The organism is Pseudomonas rubra (genome assembly GCF_028656935.1).
GTDB classification, from domain to species: domain Bacteria; phylum Pseudomonadota; class Gammaproteobacteria; order Pseudomonadales; family Pseudomonadaceae; genus Aquipseudomonas; species Aquipseudomonas rubra.
Map to the genome: position 1 here is coordinate 81,455 of NZ_JAMDGZ010000010.1, position 18,369 is coordinate 99,823.

The 18,369-nt window shown below is 64.2% G+C and carries 20 protein-coding genes; 15 read left to right on the forward strand and 5 right to left on the reverse strand.

The features are described 5' to 3' along the window. Positions 1-41: 41 nt before the first annotated feature. The 5 genes from M5G17_RS04495 to cobG form a co-directional block, all read right to left on the reverse strand. Positions 42-731, reverse strand: coding sequence for a hypothetical protein (locus M5G17_RS04495; protein WP_273891816.1), 690 nt, complete (start codon positions 729-731; stop codon positions 42-44). Positions 732-834: 103 nt separating this feature from the next. Further along, positions 835-2,535 (reverse strand): precorrin-3B C(17)-methyltransferase, encoded by a 1,701-nt coding sequence (gene cobJ, locus M5G17_RS04500; RefSeq protein WP_273891818.1) that lies wholly within the window; start codon positions 2,533-2,535, stop codon positions 835-837. Next, the gene (locus tag M5G17_RS04505) at positions 2,535-3,266 is read right to left on the reverse strand and encodes a precorrin-2 C(20)-methyltransferase (protein WP_273891890.1); all 732 of its coding nucleotides are present in this window, start codon (positions 3,264-3,266) and stop codon (positions 2,535-2,537) included. Before M5G17_RS04505 ends, cobJ begins: the two co-directional genes overlap by 1 nt. Next, complete coding sequence (locus M5G17_RS04510) at positions 3,266-3,892, reverse strand: precorrin-8X methylmutase (RefSeq protein WP_123565000.1); 627 nt, start codon at positions 3,890-3,892, stop codon at positions 3,266-3,268. The genes M5G17_RS04505 and M5G17_RS04510 overlap by 1 nt, the downstream gene beginning before the upstream one ends. Then, the gene (gene cobG, locus M5G17_RS04515) at positions 3,885-5,219 is read right to left on the reverse strand and encodes a precorrin-3B synthase (protein ID WP_273891820.1); all 1,335 of its coding nucleotides are present in this window, start codon (positions 5,217-5,219) and stop codon (positions 3,885-3,887) included. Before cobG ends, M5G17_RS04510 begins: the two co-directional genes overlap by 8 nt. 116 nt (positions 5,220-5,335) lie before the next feature. Here cobG and cbiE point away from each other — a divergent pair, with 116 nt between their 5' ends. The 15 genes from cbiE to M5G17_RS04590 all read left to right on the forward strand — a co-directional run bounded on the left by cbiE (position 5,336) and on the right by M5G17_RS04590 (position 18,263). Then, positions 5,336-6,547 (forward strand): precorrin-6y C5,15-methyltransferase (decarboxylating) subunit CbiE, encoded by a 1,212-nt coding sequence (gene cbiE, locus M5G17_RS04520; RefSeq protein WP_273891821.1) that lies wholly within the window; start codon positions 5,336-5,338, stop codon positions 6,545-6,547. Next, complete coding sequence (locus M5G17_RS04525) at positions 6,540-7,637, forward strand: cobalt-precorrin-5B (C(1))-methyltransferase (protein WP_273891822.1); 1,098 nt, start codon at positions 6,540-6,542, stop codon at positions 7,635-7,637. The genes cbiE and M5G17_RS04525 overlap by 8 nt, the downstream gene beginning before the upstream one ends. Next, positions 7,634-8,380 carry a cobalt-precorrin-6A reductase gene (locus tag M5G17_RS04530; RefSeq protein WP_273891823.1) on the forward strand — a complete coding sequence of 249 codons (747 nt, stop codon included), beginning with the start codon at positions 7,634-7,636 and terminating at the stop codon, positions 8,378-8,380. Before M5G17_RS04525 ends, M5G17_RS04530 begins: the two co-directional genes overlap by 4 nt. Positions 8,381-8,439: 59 nt before the next feature. After that, entirely contained in the window at positions 8,440-8,670 is a 231-nt protein-coding gene (gene vapB, locus M5G17_RS04535; RefSeq protein ID WP_130262919.1) for a type II toxin-antitoxin system VapB family antitoxin, read from the forward strand. Beyond that, positions 8,670-9,080, forward strand: coding sequence for a type II toxin-antitoxin system tRNA(fMet)-specific endonuclease VapC (vapC, locus tag M5G17_RS04540; RefSeq protein ID WP_273891824.1), 411 nt, complete (start codon positions 8,670-8,672; stop codon positions 9,078-9,080). Before vapB ends, vapC begins: the two co-directional genes overlap by 1 nt. A 58-nt stretch (positions 9,081-9,138) precedes the next feature. After that, complete coding sequence (locus tag M5G17_RS04545) at positions 9,139-9,576, forward strand: NfeD family protein (protein ID WP_130262917.1); 438 nt, start codon at positions 9,139-9,141, stop codon at positions 9,574-9,576. Positions 9,577-9,599: 23 nt separating this feature from the next. Beyond that, on the forward strand, positions 9,600-10,457 hold the full coding sequence (locus M5G17_RS04550) for an SPFH domain-containing protein (RefSeq protein ID WP_273891825.1): 858 nt from the start codon (positions 9,600-9,602) through the stop codon (positions 10,455-10,457). 96 nt (positions 10,458-10,553) lie between these two features. Beyond that, complete coding sequence (locus M5G17_RS04555; protein WP_273891827.1) at positions 10,554-10,946, forward strand: DUF2946 domain-containing protein; 393 nt, start codon at positions 10,554-10,556, stop codon at positions 10,944-10,946. Between the two features lie 47 nt (positions 10,947-10,993). After that, complete coding sequence (locus M5G17_RS04560; protein ID WP_273891828.1) at positions 10,994-11,464, forward strand: copper chaperone PCu(A)C; 471 nt, start codon at positions 10,994-10,996, stop codon at positions 11,462-11,464. A 19-nt stretch (positions 11,465-11,483) separates the two neighbouring features. Continuing rightward, the gene (locus M5G17_RS04565) at positions 11,484-11,906 is read left to right on the forward strand and encodes a DUF2946 domain-containing protein (RefSeq protein WP_273891830.1); all 423 of its coding nucleotides are present in this window, start codon (positions 11,484-11,486) and stop codon (positions 11,904-11,906) included. A 78-nt stretch (positions 11,907-11,984) separates the two neighbouring features. Further along, positions 11,985-14,051 carry a TonB-dependent copper receptor gene (locus M5G17_RS04570; RefSeq protein WP_273891832.1) on the forward strand — a complete coding sequence of 689 codons (2,067 nt, stop codon included), beginning with the start codon at positions 11,985-11,987 and terminating at the stop codon, positions 14,049-14,051. 56 nt (positions 14,052-14,107) lie between these two features. Further along, positions 14,108-15,484: a PepSY-associated TM helix domain-containing protein gene (locus M5G17_RS04575; RefSeq protein ID WP_273891833.1), complete on the forward strand. Its 1,377-nt coding sequence runs from the start codon at positions 14,108-14,110 to the stop codon at positions 15,482-15,484. Between the two features lie 24 nt (positions 15,485-15,508). Then, positions 15,509-16,297, forward strand: coding sequence for an ABC transporter ATP-binding protein (locus M5G17_RS04580; protein ID WP_273891834.1), 789 nt, complete (start codon positions 15,509-15,511; stop codon positions 16,295-16,297). Then, positions 16,294-17,244, forward strand: a complete 951-nt coding sequence (locus tag M5G17_RS04585) for an ABC transporter substrate-binding protein (protein ID WP_273891835.1) — start codon at positions 16,294-16,296, stop codon at positions 17,242-17,244. The genes M5G17_RS04580 and M5G17_RS04585 overlap by 4 nt, the downstream gene beginning before the upstream one ends. Beyond that, positions 17,241-18,263: a FecCD family ABC transporter permease gene (locus M5G17_RS04590; protein ID WP_273891836.1), complete on the forward strand. Its 1,023-nt coding sequence runs from the start codon at positions 17,241-17,243 to the stop codon at positions 18,261-18,263. The genes M5G17_RS04585 and M5G17_RS04590 overlap by 4 nt, the downstream gene beginning before the upstream one ends. The last annotated feature ends 106 nt before the right edge of the window (positions 18,264-18,369 follow it).

Below are 18,369 nucleotides of genomic sequence, written 5' to 3' on the forward strand. Positions count from 1 at the left end.
GAAATGGCAAGGTGGCTCGACGGGCGAGCCACCCAGAGCGGTCAGATCTCGTAGTCGAGTACGTTGTTGATCGCGCGCTCGCCGAGCTTTTCTTCGATGGTGGCGCGTACACGCTCATACACAGATTTATTGAACGAGAGTGCCGCCGTACCGGTGTAGAACTGGGCAGAACTGCTGTTCCATTCGAGCACGAAGACATCCAGGTCCTTGGCAGACGAGTCGGAATGCATGCAGCTCATGGCCAGGACGACTTCGCCATCGGAGGTTTCGATGCAAGAAGCCAGGCCGAGGTTGGCGGTCTTTTTGCTCTTTACGTTGCGGTCGAACAGTTTCTGCGCTTGATCGATCTGGCCCAGCTTGGCCATTGCATCGTTGGTCAGCTTGTTCAACGCTATGCCGATAGGGCCGCCCATCACCGCAGTCCCCACAGCGCCCAGCGCCTTGGCGGCGACAGCGCCGACTGTCAGCGTCTTGGAAGAAGTGAATTCGCGCTCATAGCTGCGACGTGCAGTGACCCAGCCACAATCCTGCAGGACTTTCAAAAACTGCTTGAACCAGGCCTCGCCCTGGCCTTCCTGGTCATACAGCTTGCTGGCGACCAAGGATGCAAACTGGTACGAATGCTTCACGTCGGTGCGGCTTTGCAGCGACATGCCAGCGCCAAATGCCATCAGCGATTGTTCCAGCACTGCGGCGGTATTGGTGCTCAGGATTTCTGTAGTGTCGTTCATCTTGAAGCGTCCTTTTCGTGACAAGCCCGCGCGTCATCGGCGGGGGCTTTACACTAGTGGGGACATCCTCGTTGATCAGGATCGAAAGCCTTCCCTGACAGACTCAATCCTGAGCCGGGTACCAGCGCGGGGTGTAGATCCATTGACCACCATCTGCACGGGCAAAGCCGCAGGTCGTCGAGGAGCCGACCAGCACCATGGTGCGCATATCGACCATGTCCGGCTGCAGTTCGTCGAGCGTGACCACCCTCAGCGTCTGCCCTGGCCTACCGATGTCACGGCCAAGGACTACAGGCGTCTGCTCGGCGCGGTGCTGGCGCACGATTTCCAGGGCCCGGCCCAGTTGCCAAGGCCGTGAGCGTGAGATCGGGTTATAGAAGGCCAGGGCCAAATCGGCCTGGCAGGCCAGGTCTAGGCGTTTCTCGATGATCGACCAGGGTTTGAGGTTGTCCGACAGCGACAGTACGCAGAAGTCGTGACCCAAAGGTGCTCCGGCCTGTGCGGCAGTCGCCAGGGAAGCTGAAACGCCGGGTAGCATCTCCAGCTCCACCGCGTGCCAGTGCGGATCCGTTGATTCATGCAGCGCTTCGAGCACTGCAGCAGCCATGGCGAAAACGCCTGGGTCACCCGAAGAGACCACCACCACCGAACGCCCTTGCGCCGCCAGTTCGAAGGCATGCCGGGCGCGCTGCATTTCTTCACGGTTGTCGGTGCAGTGCAGCACCTGCTCCGGACGAAACGGCCCGGCCATGCGCACATAGGTTTCGTAACCGAGCACATCGTTGGCTCGGGCCAGTTCGGCCTTGACCGCTGGCACCATCAGGTCGGCGGCGCCAGGCCCCAGGCCTATCACCGCCAGACGACCGCGGGCGCGGCCGATCTGTTGCACATCGATTGGCTGGTTGACGACCACAATGGCCAGGCCATCCGCTACCGCTTGCGGTGGCAGCAATTGCGGGATGACCTGGGCGGCCAAGGCGCTGGCATCGCCCGCGCCCGCTGCAAAACGCACGACCACACCCAGCTCGGCTGCAGCAGCATGCAGGGCCGGGTTGGCCATGTGCGCGTCGTCTGCCAGCAGGCAGGCTAGCGCCGGCTCGGCAATCCGTGCAGCCTGCAAGCCATCACGAATGGCCTGGGCCAGCTGCGGCAGGACTTCACTGACCGCAACCATCACACAACGCGGATAGATCACCAGCTCATTGGCCGAGGCTTCACGCGCATCACAGCCGACATGAATGGCCAACTGGGCCTGCTCGCTTTGCGGCAGCTGCGCCTGCTCAAGCCAGGGTGCGGCGCCCTCGATGCGCACGCTTTCACCCGCCAGCAGATCGGAGACAAAGCGCTTGCCCAGCTCCAGGTCGGCCAGGGCATAACCGCTGGGTGGGTTGAGCAGGCAGGTACCGAAACGCAGCTCGCCGCTGGTGGTAATCGCTGCCGCCACACCCAGGCCGGCGCCGATTTCCCGGGCCATGACATTCACCCCGCCCAGGCCACCGAGCAACGGCACCACGGCGCTGCCATCTTCGGCCACAGCCAGTACCGGCGGCTCGGCGCCTTTCTCCAGCAACAGGCCAGCCAGGCTGCGGATGACGATGCCGGCTGCGCACAGGGCGATGATCGGCGTGTCCTGCTGATAAAGCTGGCGCAAGGTGGCGCCAAACTCCTGGTAGCTGCGATCGGCGCCTTCGACCCGGCCTTCAAGGCCATGGATCAGCGCGTCCGGGTACAGCTGCTGAATCTTGCGGGCAGTGGCCAGGCTGCCTTTGCCGAGAATGACAATGGCCGGTGCATTGCGTGTCATCAACCTTGCCACCTTTCACCAGGAACAATGATCAGCGAGAAGTACGGCGACGATTGCGGGTCGACTTCATCCAGGGCCACGATCTTCTGGTTGGCCATGGTCGCGCGCTCCACGTACAGCGCACGCTCCGCCAGGCCGAGTTCGGCCAGCACATCGCGAACCTTGGGGAAGTTGCGCCCAAGCTTCATGATCACCGCAGCATCGGCATCGGCCAGGCGGCGCTTGAGCTCTTCAGGGGGCAGCACGCCGGAGAGCACCGACAGGCTCTGGTTGCGATAGACCAGCGGCGCACCAAGCACCGAGGCACCGCCGAGCATCGAACAAACCCCCGGAATCACCTGCGCCTCATAACGTTCAGCCAGACGATCATGCAGGTACATGTAGGAACCGTAGAAGAACGGATCGCCTTCGCAGATCACCGCCACGTCACGACCGGCATCTAGATGAGCAGCCACTTCCAGGCTGGCAGCATCGTAAAAGTCGCTAATGACCTGTTCATAGGACAATGGCGCAGGCAGCACTTCGGTAGTCACCGGGTACACCAGAGGCAGCAGGGTCTGGGCCTGCTGCAGGTGACCCTCGATGATGCCAAAGGCATTGCCACGCTTGCCCTTGGCGACGAAGTAGGCCACCACCGGCGACTCGCGCAACAGGCGCAGGGCTTTGACGGTAATCAGTTCCGGGTCGCCAGGGCCGACGCCCAGGCCGAGCAAACGTCCACGAGCCTGCATCATTCGACCTCCGTGGCCAGGGCATTGACCGCCGCGGCGGCCATGGCGCTGCCGCCCAGACGCCCCTGCATGATCACGAACGGCACGCCACGGCTGTCGGCGGCAAGCATGGCCTTGGACTCGGCCGCGCCGACAAAGCCTACCGGGAAGCCGAGAATCAGCGCAGGTTTCGGCGCGCCGGCATCGAGCATTTCCAGCAGGTAGAACAATGCGGTCGGCGCGTTGCCAATGACCACCACACTACCTTCCAGGTGTGGCCGCCACAGCTCCAGGGCCACCGCCGAGCGGGTGTTGCCCAATTCACGGGCAAGCTCTGGGACCTGCTCGTCGCGCAGGGTGCAGATCACCGGGTTGTTGGCTGGCAGGCGCGCGCGGGTAATCCCTTCACTGACCATCCGCGCGTCGCAGAGGATCGGCGCGCCGGCGGCCAGGGCATCGCGCCCGGCCTTGCCGGCACCCGGGGAGAACTGCAGGCCATCGATCGCATCGACCATGCCGCAGGCGTGAATCACGCGGACCGCGAGTTTTTCCAGATCGGCCGGGATGCGATCAAGCCGGGCTTCCTCTCGAATGATCGCGAAGGAATTGCGATAGATCTCCTGACCATCGCGGATGTAATCAATCATCAAGGGTGCTCCGTGAGCAGGCGTCTAGCAATGCGCCGGCTTCTTTCAGTGTGAGGTTGCGTGCACGCAGGTCGCCGAAGCCCGGCTGGGTTGCGTCACGCAGAAACAGGTCATAGCGGCCGGGGCTTTGCGCCAGCAGGGTCGCCGGGGCGATATGGGCCATGGCGCAGGAGCGCGGGCAGCCGCTCAGGTGCACGCTGGCCGGGGCTCCGGGGGCCAGCAAAGTGGCCAGCAGGCGGGCATCGCCCTTGGTGTCGGCCTGGCCCTTGGCACAGCCGGCGGAACCGGTGCAGGCGACCAGGCGCGACAGTGGTTCTTTCGCGCAGACCAGCAGGCCCAAGCGGGCCAGGCTGGCGCTGACGCCCTCGGCTTGGCGCTGCGCGATGTTGGGCAGCAGTACGCCCTGCCACGGAGTCATACGCAGGGTACCGTCGCCCTGCTCACGTGCAAGCCGGGCCGCACCGCGCAGCATCGATGGGTTCAGACGACCCAGGGGCGCTGCGCCACCGACGGCACTCAAGCCGTGTTGCAGCTGTGGATAAATCCCCAGATAACTCGCCGAGGCCTGCGCACGACGCCATTGCCCAACCACCGCATCAACGCGGACCGGCACAGCCAACCCGGCGATAAATGCCTCTGGCGCATGCTCAGTCAACAGTTGGCGCATCCGCGCCTGCTCTGGCCGGGCCAGGTCGAGAAACCCCTTGAGCACCGCCAGCACCAGCTCATGCCCCCGCGTCAGCGGCACCGCGCCCAACGGCGCATCCTTGGCCGGACAACCCGCCAAGCCGAACGCCAGCCACAGCTCGCCGTCCAGCTTCAGGGGGCTGAGCCACAGGTCATGGGGGTGATCGAGCATCGCCAAGGCTTCACCGCCATCCAGCTGCACAGCGAACTTGGCCGAGAGCTGATGAAAGCGCGGGGTGGTTTCCAGCGCCTGCAGCAGTTGCCGGGCCAAAGGCCGGGTGTCGAACAGCATCTGCGGATCGATGCCTGCGGTGGGGCTGAGCATCAGGTTGCGTACATCGTCGCCGGCGGCCTCACGTGGCCCAAGGTCGGCAGCCAGCAGCATCTCGATCAGTGCGCTGTGGTCGCAGCCGATGCCGCGAATCTGCAGGTTGCCGCGGTTGGTGACTTCGATGTCACCGCCCGCATAACGCTCGGCCGCAGTGGCAACGGCATCGGCCTGGTCCGCCGTCAACGCACTGCCAGCCAGCTTAATTCGGCAGATCCCGCCGTCCAGCGCCTGGACAATACGCCACAACCCCGGACAGGCCGAGGGACGCAGCGAAGCTTGGGGCTGGTGGGCCGATACAGGCTGGTTCAAAAGGTCACCCGGCAATCGTGAAAAGGCACTTCAGTGTAGAAGGCGCGGTATTATGCCTGCTTTGTCCGAAGGCATGAAAAGCCTGCCGGTCGGATTGCGTAGAATTGAGGAAATCCATGTCGCCCTGGCTGACAGTAGTAGGTATCGGTGAAGACGGTTTCAGCGGCCTGGGCAAGCAGGCCCGGCGTGCTCTGCTGGGCGCTTCACGGGTGTTTGGTGGCCAGCGCCAGTTGGACCTGCTGCCCCGTTGCATTACCGGTGAACGCCTGCGGTGGCCCAGCCCCTTCTCGCTGGCGCCGGTGCTGGCGTTGCGCGGCGAGCCGGTGTGCGTACTGGCCAGCGGCGACCCGATGTTCTTTGGCGTTGGCGCAAGCCTCGCCCGGCGGCTGGATATCAACGAAATGAGCATCCTGCCGATGCCCTCCTCCTGCGCCCTGGCTGCCGCGCGCCTGGGCTGGCCGTTACAGGAGGTCCTGACGCTGTCGCTGGTGGCCCGGCCGCTCGCTGCGCTCAATGCCCACCTGTACAGCGGCGAGCGCATACTGCTGTTGAGCAACGATGGCAGCAGCCCGGCAGCCATCGCTGCCCTGCTGCGCGAACGCGGATTCGGGCCGAGCCGGCTGCAGGTCTTCGAGCACCTGGGCGGCAGTGCTGAACGTCGCCTGGGCGGAACGGCCGCAGACTGGCCGCACACGCAGATTGCCGACCTGAACCTGATTGCCATCGAATGCCTGGCCGCGCCCGATGCGCCGCGCCTGTCGCCCCTGGCCGGCTTGCCGGACAGCGCCTTCAAACACGATGGCCAACTGACCAAGCGCGATGTACGCGCCATCACCCTGGCACGCCTGGCGCCGCAACCGGGCGAACTGCTCTGGGATGTTGGCGCCGGCAGTGGTTCTATCGGTATCGAGTGGATGCGTACCCATCCCAGTTGTCGGGCGCTGGCCATCGAGTCCGATGAAGGCCGCCAGCAGTTGATCGAACATAACCGTGATGCCCTTGGCGTGCCTGGCCTGCAACTGATCTGCGGTCGTGCGCCGCTTGCCCTGCAAGGCCTGGAGCGCCCTGATGCAATCTTCATCGGTGGCGGCGTGACTCGCGAAGGCGTGTTGCAACACTGCTGGGAGCAACTGCGCCCCGGCGGACGCCTGGTGGCCAATGCCGTGACCCTGCAAAGCGAGCTAGCCCTGGTCAACTGGCGCGAACAGCACGGTGGCGAGCTGACCCGCATCCATATCGCCCAGGCGCAGCCCCTGGGCGAGTTCGACACCTGGCGCCAGGCCCTGCCGATTACCCTGCTAGAAGCGGTCAAGCCTGTCGATGCGTGACGAAACCCGCGAACAACCCGCGCCGCTGCGCAGCGGCCTGACCACCGGCAGCTGCGCCACCGCCACCAGCCTGGCGGCGGCTCGCCTGCTGCTTGCCGGCCAGAGCGATGACGCCGTGCACATCACCCTGCCCAAGGGCAAGGTGGTGCAGATGCGCCTGGAGTTCTGCCGCCTGATGGCAGACGGCGCCGAAGCCGGCACCCTCAAGGATGCTGGCGACGACCCGGACGTTACCCACGGCGCGCTGCTCTACAGCCAGGTGCGCTTGCAGGCAGACCCCGGCGTGCGCTTCGTTGCCGGTAAAGGCGTCGGCACGGTGACCCGCCCCGGGCTGGTGCTGGCGGTCGGTGAGCCGGCAATAAACCCGGTACCGCGGCGAATGATCAGCGAGCACCTGCAACGCCTGGCGGCCGAACATACCTACGCTGGCGGCTTCGAAGTCACGGTCAACGTCCAGGACGGTGAAAGCCTGGCGCTGAAAACCATGAACCCGCGTCTGGGCATTCTCGGTGGCCTGTCGATTCTCGGCACCAGCGGCATTGTCCGGCCGTTCTCCTGCTCGGCCTACATCGCCTCGATCCACCAGGGCATCGACGTGGCGAAAACCAACGGCTACCAGCACATCGCCGCCTGTACCGGCAACGCCAGCGAAGACACCATGCGCCGGGTCTACAACCTGCCGGAAATCGCCCTGATCGAGATGGGCGACTTTGTCGGCGCAGTGCTCAAGCACCTGCGCAAGGTACCTGTGGATAAACTCAGCCTGTGCGGCGGCTTTGGCAAGATCAGCAAGCTGGCCGCCGGCCACATGGACCTGCACAGCCGCCATTCGAGCATCGACTTGCCGCAACTGGCCGGCTGGGCTGCGGCCATTGGCGCCGACCCGGCCCTGCAAGACTCGATTCGCCAGGCCAATACCAGCCAGCAAGCGTTGGCCCTGGCCAGCGCCGCCGGCATCGCCCTGGGTGATGCGGTCTGTGCCCACGCCCTGGCGTTTGCCCGCAGCGTGGTGCCGGCACAGGTGCAGGTCGAGGTGTTCGCCATTGACCGCCAGGGCGGTATTGTCGGTCATGCCGGGGGCTTTGCATGAAACGTATCCTGTTGCTCGGCGGCGTCACCGAAGCACTGGCCATCGCCCGCAACCTGGGCCCGGAACATGTCTACAGCCTGGCCGGGATCGGCAGGGTGCCCACTGACCTGAACTGCCAGGTACGGGTGGGCGGCTTTGGCGGGGCAGAGGGTTTGGCGGCGTACCTGCTCCGGGAAAGCATCGACCTGCTGATCGACGCCACCCACCCTTATGCCGCGCAGATCAGCGCCAATGCCGCCCGTGCCGCACAGCTCACCGGCGTGCCTTGCTGGGCATTGCGCCGTCCGGCATGGACCGCCCAGGCTGGCGATGATTGGCGCGAAGTGGCCGACTGGGGCGAGCTGATTCAAGCCCTGCGCCCGTTTCAGCGCCCGCTGTTCACCCTGGGCCGTGAACCGCTGCAGCACCTTGATGAGATTCCCGCACAACAGTTCTGGACCTTGCGCGCCCTTGAGGCCTGCCCCGGCAACCAGCGCTGCGAAGTGATCGGTGCTCGCGGGCCGTTCCACCTGGAAGACGAACGCGCGCTGTTCGAGCGTCGGCAGATCGATGTGCTGGTGAGCAAGAACAGTGGCAGCGGGGCGACCGAGCCCAAACTGCAAGTCGCACGCGAACGTGGTGTGCCTGTGCTGGTGCTTCGCAGGCCTGACCTTCCCCCTGCCACTCGCAGCTTCTCGACGACCCAAGCACTGTTGCAAGCGCTTGCGTCAGTACCTGCAGGGGGCTCAGCTACATCCCGTTGACAGTTGCCGGTGCTCTTTTAAACTTGGATATACATTTGGCATATACAACGAGGTGGATCATGGAGCAAGGTGCCGTCTTCAAGAGCAACCGCAGCCAAGCTATACGGCTGCCCAAATCCGTAGCCCTGCCAGAGGATGTGAAGCGCGTGGATATAGTCGCAGTGGGTCGAACCCGAATTATTTCCCCCTCCGGCGAAGCCTGGGACAGCTGGTTCGAAGGGCAGGACGTCAGTCCGGATTTCATGGCCGAGCGCGAGCAGAATGCCGATCAGGAGCGCGAGGGCTTCTGATGCTCAAGTACATGCTTGATACCAACATCTGCATCTTTACTCTCAAGAACAAGCCTCAGGCCATACGTGAGGCCTTCAATCGCCACCACAGGCAGCTTTGCATCAGCACAGTGACGCTGATGGAGTTGACTTATGGTGCCGAGAAGTCTGCCGCGCCTGAGCGCAACCTGGCCGTAGTCGAAGGCTTTGCCGCACGCCTGGAAGTCCTCAGTTACGATGAGCACGCGGCCGCTCATAGCGGTCAGTTGCGTGCGGAGCTGGCCAGAGCCGGAACACCGATTGGGCCCTATGACCAGATGATTGCCGGGCATGCACGTTCTCTGGGGCTGTTACTGGTAACCAACAACATGCGTGAGTTTTTGCGTGTTCCGGGGCTGCGTGTGGAAGACTGGCTCAACCCTGCGCCATAGCCCATCCCTCTCCACTGCCTTACACTGCACCCCTCCTCCCTCGGAAGACTTCACCCATATGGAAATGCAATGGTGGATCTGGCTGGTGTTCGGTTTCGGCCTGATTGTGCTCGAACTGGTCCTGCCAACCTTCTTCATCCTCTGGTTCGGCATCGGCGCCGTGCTGGTTTCGCTCATCGCCTTTTTCGCACCGAGCCTGCAACTCGACATGCAGGTATTGCTGTGGGTGGTGTTCTCGTCGATCACCACGCTGCTGTGGTTCAAGGTGTTTCGCAAGAAACAGCCGGATACCCGCTGGACCGCAGACAGCGTGCTCGGCGAAGTCGGCCTGCTCACCGCCACGGTGTCCGAATTCCACAAGGGCCGCGTGCGCTTTCAAAAGCCCATCCTCGGCAATGAAGAATGGGTGTGCGTCGCCGATGCCGAGATCCCGGCCGGCGAGCGCGTGCGCCTGACTGCCATCGAAGGCAATACCGCCCGGGTTGCCCGGGCCTGATCAGTAAAAGGAAAGATTGACTCATGACCAGCCTTATCGTCGTCGGCACGATCGCCGCATTCGTCCTCATCACCCTGTTCAAGGGCGTACGCATCGTACCCCAAGGCGAGGAGTGGATCGTTGAACGCCTGGGCCGTTACCACATCACCCTCAAGCCGGGCCTGAACCTGCTGATCCCGTACATGGACGTGGTCGCCTACCGCCTGCCGACCAAGGACATCATCCTCGACGTGCAACAGCAGGAAATCATCACCCGCGACAACGCGGTGATCGTCGCCAACGCCCTGTGTTTCGCCAAGGTCGTCGACCCGCAGAAGGCCGCTTACGGCGTGCAGGATTTCTCCTTCGCGGTGACCAGCCTGACCATGACCTCGCTGCGCGCCATTGTCGGCGCCATGGACCTGGACGAAGCGCTGTCGAGCCGCGAACAGATCAAGGCGCGCCTGCGCGAAGCCATGTCCGAGCAAACCGAAGACTGGGGCGTGACCGTGCGCTCGGTCGAGATCCAGGACATCAAGCCGTCGCAGAACATGCAGGCGGCCATGGAGCGCCAGGCTGCAGCCGAACGTGAGCGTAAAGCTGACGTTACCCGTGCCGAAGGCGCCAAGCAGGCGGCCATCCTCGAAGCCGAAGCGCGCCAGCAGGCGGCCAAGCTCGACGCGGAAGCACAGATCAACCTCGCTGAAGCCTCGGCGCGTTCGATCACCCTGGTCAAGGAAGCCGTCGGTAACGAAATCACGCCGGCCATGTACCTGCTCGGCGAGCGCTACATCGGCGCTATGGAGAGCCTTGCCAGCAGCGACAACGCCAAGGTCGTGGTGCTGCCCGCCGACCTGCAAGAAACCGTGCGCGGGCTGATGGGCCGCAACAAGCAGGCCTGATGTGCACCGGGTGTGCGGCACTTCACCGCACCCCCGGTAAATTTCCCTATACTGGGCGTTACAATAGCCACCTCTGATTCCTGACCGGATCTTTCCATGTCCCTACATCGGCCCGCCATTGCCTGGATCGCCTGCTTTGCAGTGCTGTTCAATCTGCTGGCCATGCCGTTGGCGTCCGCCGCCCCCAAGGGCCCGGCCGAACAACTGCTGTGGGGCGCCTTCTGTTCGAGTGTCGGGTCCAAGGCCAATCCCGCAATAATGGCCCTGGGCAAGATCGACCTCGGGCAGCAAGGCGATGATCACTCCAGCATGCAGCACTGCTGGTGCTGCTCTGGTGCTGCACCGTTGCTGGCATTGCCTGGCCACCCGCCACGCTTGCTGGTCCCCAACCAGAATTTCGCACCATCGCCAGCGCCGCCCGCCATCAACCAGCCGACACCGAGGCAACAGTGGCCGGCCCTCAACCCCCGCGCCTCCCCTCTGGTCTGAGTTCACTACGCTACCTGTTGCGAACCTGAATCGACTGGAGAATCACCATGTTCAAGAACGCCCTGCTGCTGGCCGCGCTGATGCTGCCGGCGACCTTTGCCAACGCCCATGAATACACCGTTGGCGAGTTGCATATCGCTCACCCGTGGTCGCAGGAACTGCCACCCAACGCCCCCAACGTTGCGGCCTATTTCGTCGTGCATAACAACGGCAAGACTGCCGACACCCTGCTCAGCGTCGACAGCCCGATCAGCGACGACGCCCAGTTGCACGAACATGTGCACCAAGACGGCCTGATGAAAATGCAGCAGGTAAAGAGCGTCGAGGTACCTGCCGGCGGCGACCTGAAATTTGCCCCTGGCGCCTACCACGTGATGCTGATGCAGCCCAAGGACCGCAGCCTGCTGACTGACGGCAAGCGCTTCCCGCTGACCCTGCACTTCAAGAACGCCGGTGCTATCACCGTCGAGGTGGCGGTGCAGAAACAGGCCCCCGAGGAAGCTGCCCACAGCCATTGATTGCTGAAGGCTGCCCGGCGTGAGTATCGCCCGCAGCAGGTTCAACCACCCCGCGCGTCTTGACCCCAGGACGGTTCGTGGCGGTTGGCTGAGCCTGTTCGCCATGTTGATGATCTTTATCGGCCCACTGGTTTCCCAGTCGATGCCGATGGATCACCGTGCCATGCCGGCAGGCATGAGCATGGCCATGGACAGCGCCGCCGATTGCCATGCCGACAGCCAACATGGCAGCAGCCCGGCGCTCAAGGTCATCTGGGAGAAGTGCGGTTACTGCAGCCTGTTCTTCCACTGCCCGGCGCTGCCTCAGGCCTTGAGCCTGCTCAACACCGAGGCCGTTCCCGCCAGCAGCCATCTGCTGGTTTCCCCACGCCAGGGTCATGCCCGGCAAACGGTATTCCCCGGCGCCCGCAGCCGTGCGCCGCCTGCCCTCATCGTCGTCTGAAGCCACTCTCTGCGCCCGAAGTCCGGCATCTGCCGTCGACTGCGCGCACCCTTATGACTGATCGATGTTGGAATCACTATGTCCGGCTGCACCGCTGTTTTTCGTCTGTCCCTGCAAGGCACCATTGCCGTGATCTGCGGCACCCTGCTCAGCCCTCTGGCCCTGGCTGCCGGCCAGGCTCATGACACGCATGTTCATGAACAGCCTGAATTGAGCCCGACGGTAATAACCGCCGTGGCCCCCAGCTCACCGCTGACTATCGTCACCAACCCCAAGGACCCACGCCAACCGGTACCGGCCAGCGATGGCGCCGACTACCTGAAAACCATTCCCGGCTTCTCGGCCATTCGCGCCGGTGGCACCAATGGCGACCCGGTATTGCGCGGCATGTTCGGCTCACGCCTGAACATCCTTACTAACGGCGGCGTGATGCTCGGTGCCTGCCCCAACCGCATGGACGCCCCCACCTCGTACATCTCGCCGGAAACCTACGACCGCCTGACCGTTATCAAGGGCCCGCAAAGCGTGATCTGGGGCCCGGGCGCCTCGGCCGGGACCATCCTCTTCGACCGTGAGCCGGAAAAATTCGGCGAGCTTGGCAGCCGGGTCAATGCCAGCCTGCTGGGCGGCTCCAACGGCCGCTTCGACAAAGTGCTGGATGCCGCCGCCGGCAATCGCTACGGCTATGCGCGCGTCGTCGGCAACCAGTCGCGCTCCGACGATTATGAAGACGGTAATGGCGACACCGTGCCGTCGCGCTGGGACAAGTGGAACGGTGACGTCGCCCTGGGCTGGACCCCGGACGCCGATACCCTGGTGGAATTGACCGCCGGCAAGGGCGACGGTGAGGCCCGCTACGCCGGGCGCGGCATGGACGGCTCGCAGTTCAAGCGCGAGAGCCTTGGCCTGCGCTTCGAGAAGTCCAACATCGGCGAGGTCTTTGACAAGCTCGAAGCCCAGGTTTACTACAACTATGCCGACCACGTGATGGACAACTACAGCCTGCGCACGCCCTCGGGCATGGGCATGATGGGCATGCCGATGGTCAGCAACGTCGATCGCCGTACCCTCGGCGGGCGAATCAAGGGCACCTGGCGCTGGGATGACCTGCAACTGATCAGCGGCATTGATGCGCAAACCAACGAACACCGCCAGCGCGGCGGCATGGGCATCGATGCCCACAAGCACATGGCCTGGACCAAGGACGCCGACTTCCACAACTACGGGGTGTTCGGCGAGTTGACCTGGTACGCCGCCGAGCAGGACCGTCTGATTACCGGCGCCCGCCTGGACCGCGCTTCGGCCAAGGATTACCGGGCTACCAGCGCCACCAGCGGCGATACCCGCGCCGATACCCTGCCCAGCGGTTTTGTCCGCTACGAGCACGACCTGGTGGATATTCCCGCCACCACCTACGTCGGTCTCGGCCACGCCCAACGCTTCCCCGACTATTGGGAGCTGTTCTCGCCCAAGTCCGGCGCACCTGGCTCGGTCAATGCCTTCGACAGCATCAAACCGGAGAAAACCACCCAGCTCGACTTCGGCATCCAGTACCAGACTGATACCGTCGACGCCTGGGCCTCGGGCTATGTCGGGCAGATCCGCGACTACATTCTCTTCGACTACCGGCCGGGAATGATGGGCATGCCCAGCTCGCGAGCGCAGAACATCGATGCACGCATCATGGGCGGCGAACTGGGCGCGGCGTATAAGTTGACCAGCAACTGGAAAGCCGACGCCACCCTGGCCTACGCTTGGGGCAAGAACAGCAGCGACGGCAAGGCACTGCCGCAGATGCCCCCACTGGAAAGCCGCCTGGGCCTGACCTACAGCCGCGATGTGTGGAGCGCCGGGGCCTTGTGGCGCCTGGTGGCGGCGCAGAACCGCATCGCCGAGAACGCCGGCAACGTGGTGGGCAAGGACTACGAGAAAAGCAGCGGTTTCGGCGTGTTCTCGCTCAACGGTGCCTACAAGGTCAGCAACAACCTCAAGCTCAGTGCCGGGGTCGACAACCTGTTCGACAAGGCTTACGCCGAACACCTGAACCTGGCGGGCAACGCCGGCTTCGGCTACCCGGCCACTGATCCGCAGCCGATCGATGAGCCAGGGCGTACGTTCTGGACCAAGGTCGACCTGAGTTTCTGATCCAACCCGGGCGCGATCACTGATCGCGCCTTCTCCAGGCAACACGGGAGCGCTCCATGAGCAAACCGCACGTATCCTTCTACAACCTGGCCTGGCGCTGGCATTTTTACGCCGGCTTGTTCGTTGCACCGTTCATGATCCTGCTGGCGATCACCGGGATCATCTACCTGTTCAAGCCGCAACTCGACCCATTGCTGTACCGCAACTTGCTGGTGGTCGAGGCCGGGCAGCAGCGGCACAACGCCGACAGCCTGCTGCAAACCGTGCAGCAGGCCTACCCCAAAGGCCAGGTCAGCCAGTACCTGCCCGCGCTGGCCAGCGATCGCAGCGCGCAGTTCGTGGTGCACAACGATGGCCGTGAATTGAATGTGTTCGTCGACCCCTACCGCGGCACGCTGCTGGGCGAGCAGGACGCGAAAAACAACCTGCAGGCCGTGGCCCGCGCCCTGCACGGCGAACTGATGATCGGCACCACGGGCGATCGCCTGGTGGAGCTGGCCGCCGGCTGGGGCGTGGTGCTGGTGGTCTCCGGCCTGTACCTCTGGTGGCCGCGGGGCAAACGCAGTGCTGGCGTGCTCTGGCCACGCCTGAACGCCCGCGGGCGCCTGCTGTGGCGCGACCTGCATGCGGTCAGCGGATTCTGGGGTTCGGCCCTGCTGCTGTTGATGCTGCTCAGCGGCATGACCTGGACCGGCTTCTGGGGCAAGCAGTACGCCGACCTGTGGAACCGCTTTCCGGCGGCGATGTGGAACAACGTACCGCAATCCGACCAGCAAGCCCGGGAGCTCAACAGCGCCAGTCGCCAGACTGTGCCCTGGGCCATGGAAAACACACCGATGCCGCAATCGGGCGCCCACGCCGAGCATGCCGGTCACAGCATGGGCTCCAGCGCACCGGCAGCGCCGCAGGTCAGCCTGCAACAAGTCGAAGAGCTGGCCACCACACGCCGCGTCGAACCTGGCTACAGCATCACCCTGCCGACCAACGCCGAAGGCGTGTACACCATTGCCGTATTCGCCGACGACCCGCGCAACGATGCCACCCTGCATGTCGACCAGTACACCGGCAAGGTTCTGGTGGATGTACGCTGGCAGGATTACAGCAACGTCGCCCGCGCCACCGAGCTCGGGGTCATGCTGCACGAGGGCAAGATGTTCGGCCCGTTCAATCAGCTCATCGTGTTGCTGATCTGCCTGATGATCCTGCTCGGCTCGGTCAGCGGCCTGGTGATGTGGTGGCAGCGTCGTCCCGAAGGTGGCCTTGGCGTACCGCCCCTGCGCCATGACCTGCCGCGCTGGAAGACTGCGACCGTGATCATGCTGATGCTGGGGGTGGTATTCCCGCTGGTGGGCGGCTCGATGCTACTGGTTTGGCTGGTGGATAGCCTGGGTTCCCGCCGCTCCTACAGCAAATCCGTTAACATAGGCCCCTGATTTTTTTGGGCCCGCAGGACCTAGATGAGCACCCTGAGTATCAGCGACCTGCATTGGTCGCCCCTGGGCCACGGCCACTGTCACCACCAGTTCCAGCTACGCAACGTTGAGTTGCAGGTCGGCGCCAGCGAATTCGTCGGCCTGATCGGCCCCAACGGCAGCGGCAAGACCAGCCTGTTGCGCTGTGCCTACCGTTTCAACAAACCGGAGCGGGGCCAGGTACGCCTGGGCGAGCATGACTTGTGGCAGCAATCGTCGCGCTGGTGCGCCCAGCGCATCGCCGTGGTGCTGCAGGAGTTTCCCGATGCCTTCGGCCTGAATGTCGAAGAAGTGGTCGCCATGGGCCGAACCCCGCACAAGGGCCTGTTTGACGGCGACAGCCATGAAGATCGCCAGTTGGTGCAAGAGGCCTTGCAGGCGGTCGGCCTGCAGGGCTTCGACGACCACACCTTCGCCAGCCTGTCGGGCGGTGAAAAACAGCGGGTGATCCTTGCCCGCGCCCTGGTCCAGCAACCCCAGGTGCTGATCCTCGATGAGCCGACCAACCACCTTGACCCGCGTTATCAGCTGGAACTGTTGCAACAGGTGCGACGCCTGGGCATCGGTACCCTGGCGAGCATCCATGACCTGAACCTGGCGGCAGCCTTCTGCGATCGCCTGTACGTGCTCGACCACGGGCGCATCGTCGCCAGCGGTACACCTGATCAGGTACTGACTGCCGAGTTGCTGCAGGAGGTATTCGGTGTACGAGCACTGATCGACCGCCACCCTCTGGCTGACCACCCACGCCTTACCTGGATAACCCAGCGATGATTCGATCCACCCTGCTGCCAGGCCTGGCCTTGCTGCTGGCCAGCCCCGGCGTATTTGCCGAGGCCACCCAATACCCTTTGACCGTGCAGAGCTGCAACCGTCAGGTGACCTTCACCCAGGCCCCGGAGCATGCCCTGAGCCACGACATCAACATGACCCAGATGATGCTCGCCCTCGGCCTGCGCTCGCGCATGGTCGGCTACAGCGGCGTCAGCGGCTGGAAGGCGGTGACACCGGAGCTGCGCAAGCAACTCGAGGGCCTGCCGGAACTGGCGGCCAAGTACCCGTCGGTAGAAACCCTGCTCAATGCCAATGTCGACTTCCTGTTCGCCGGCTGGGACTACGGCATGCGCGTCGGCGGCGACCTGACACCACAGAGCCTGGCACCGCTGGGCATCCCGGTGTATGAGCTGACCGAGTCGTGCGCCTTTGTCATGAAGCGCCCGGCGGCCAGCCTGGACGACACCTATACCGACCTGCGCAACCTTGGCAGGATCTTTGATGTACAGGCGCGTGCCGAGCAGTTGATTGGCCAGATGCAGGCGCGTATCGCCGTGGTGCAACAGCACTTGCCGGCTGAGCGCCCGCGCGTGTTTCTCTATGACAGCGGTGAGGACCGGGCCATGACCTCCGGGCGCCTGGGTATGCCCGAAGCGCTGATAACCGCAGCCGGCGGGCGCAACGTGCTCAACGATATCGAAGCCAGCTGGACCCGGGTCAACTGGGAGAGCGTGGTCGAGCGCAACCCCGAGGTCATCGTCATCGTCGACTACGGCGAGGTCAGCGCCGCGCAGAAGCAGGCGTTCCTCGAACAGCACCCGGCCCTGCAATCGGTGGATGCAATCCGCAACAAGCGCTTTGTGGTCATTACTTACGTGGCAGCCACGCCAAGCCTTGAGAACGTCGAAGCCATCGAGACCATCGCCAAGAGCCTGCACGGCGCATGAGGTCGGCAAACTCTCGGCACCGGCTGTTGCTGCTCGGGCTGTTCGGCCTGCTGCTGGTGTCCTGCGTGGTCTCGCTGGGCTTCGGCTCGGCCCCGGTGCCGGTCGAGGTGGTCTGGCGGGTGCTGCTGTTCAAGCTGTTGGGCATTGCGCCTGAAGTACCGGCGTGGACCACCGGCCAGGAGCATATCGTCTGGTTGATCCGCGTGCCGCGCATGCTGCTGGCAGCGCTGGTGGGCGGTGGCCTGGCGATGATCGGCGCGGTGCTGCAGGCCGTGACGCGCAACCCGCTGGCCGACCCGCACCTGCTCGGCGTCACCTCCGGGGCGACCCTGGGGGCGGTGCTGGTGGTGTTGCATATCGGCGAGCTGCTCGGTGTGCTGACCTTGCCGCTGGCCGCTTTTATCGGCGCGCTGTGCAGCATGCTGCTGGTACTGGCCATTGCCAGCCGCCACGGCCGCCTGGACAGCGACCGCCTGCTGCTCTGCGGTGTAGCGGTGGCCTTCGTGATGATGGCGGCGGCCAATCTGCTGCTGTTTCTGGGGGATCACCGGGCGAGCTCGGCGGTGATGTTCTGGATGCTCGGCGGCCTGGGCCTGGCACGCTGGGAGCTGCTGCCAATCCCGGCCGTCAGCGTGTTGCTGGGCCTGGCCTTGCTGCTGGGCATGGCCCGCTCGCTGAACGCCCTGATGGCTGGCGAGCAGACCGCCGTGACCCTTGGCCTGAATGCGCGCAAAGTGCGCTTGCTGGCGTTTCTGATCTGCTCGCTGCTCACCGGCGTGCTGGTGGCGATCAGTGGCTCGATCGGCTTTGTCGGCCTGATGGTGCCGCACATTGCCCGGCGCCTGGTCGGTGCCGAGCACAGCCGCCTGCTGCCGGTGTGTCTGCTGCTGGGCAGCCTGTTCCTGATCTGGGTCGACGTCGCCGCGCGCACGCTGATCTCGCCCGAGGACCTGCCGATCGGCATCGCCACCGCCGCCATCGGCGGATTGTTCTTTATCGGCCTGATGCGCCGACGTTGATCACGGTCAACACCGCCCGCGCCTTGAGACGTATTGTCGCGCTAGCGCCAGGAAGGCGCGTGTTAGCCTAGCGGCGCACAACAAGACTGACCTCAACGGAATGCCT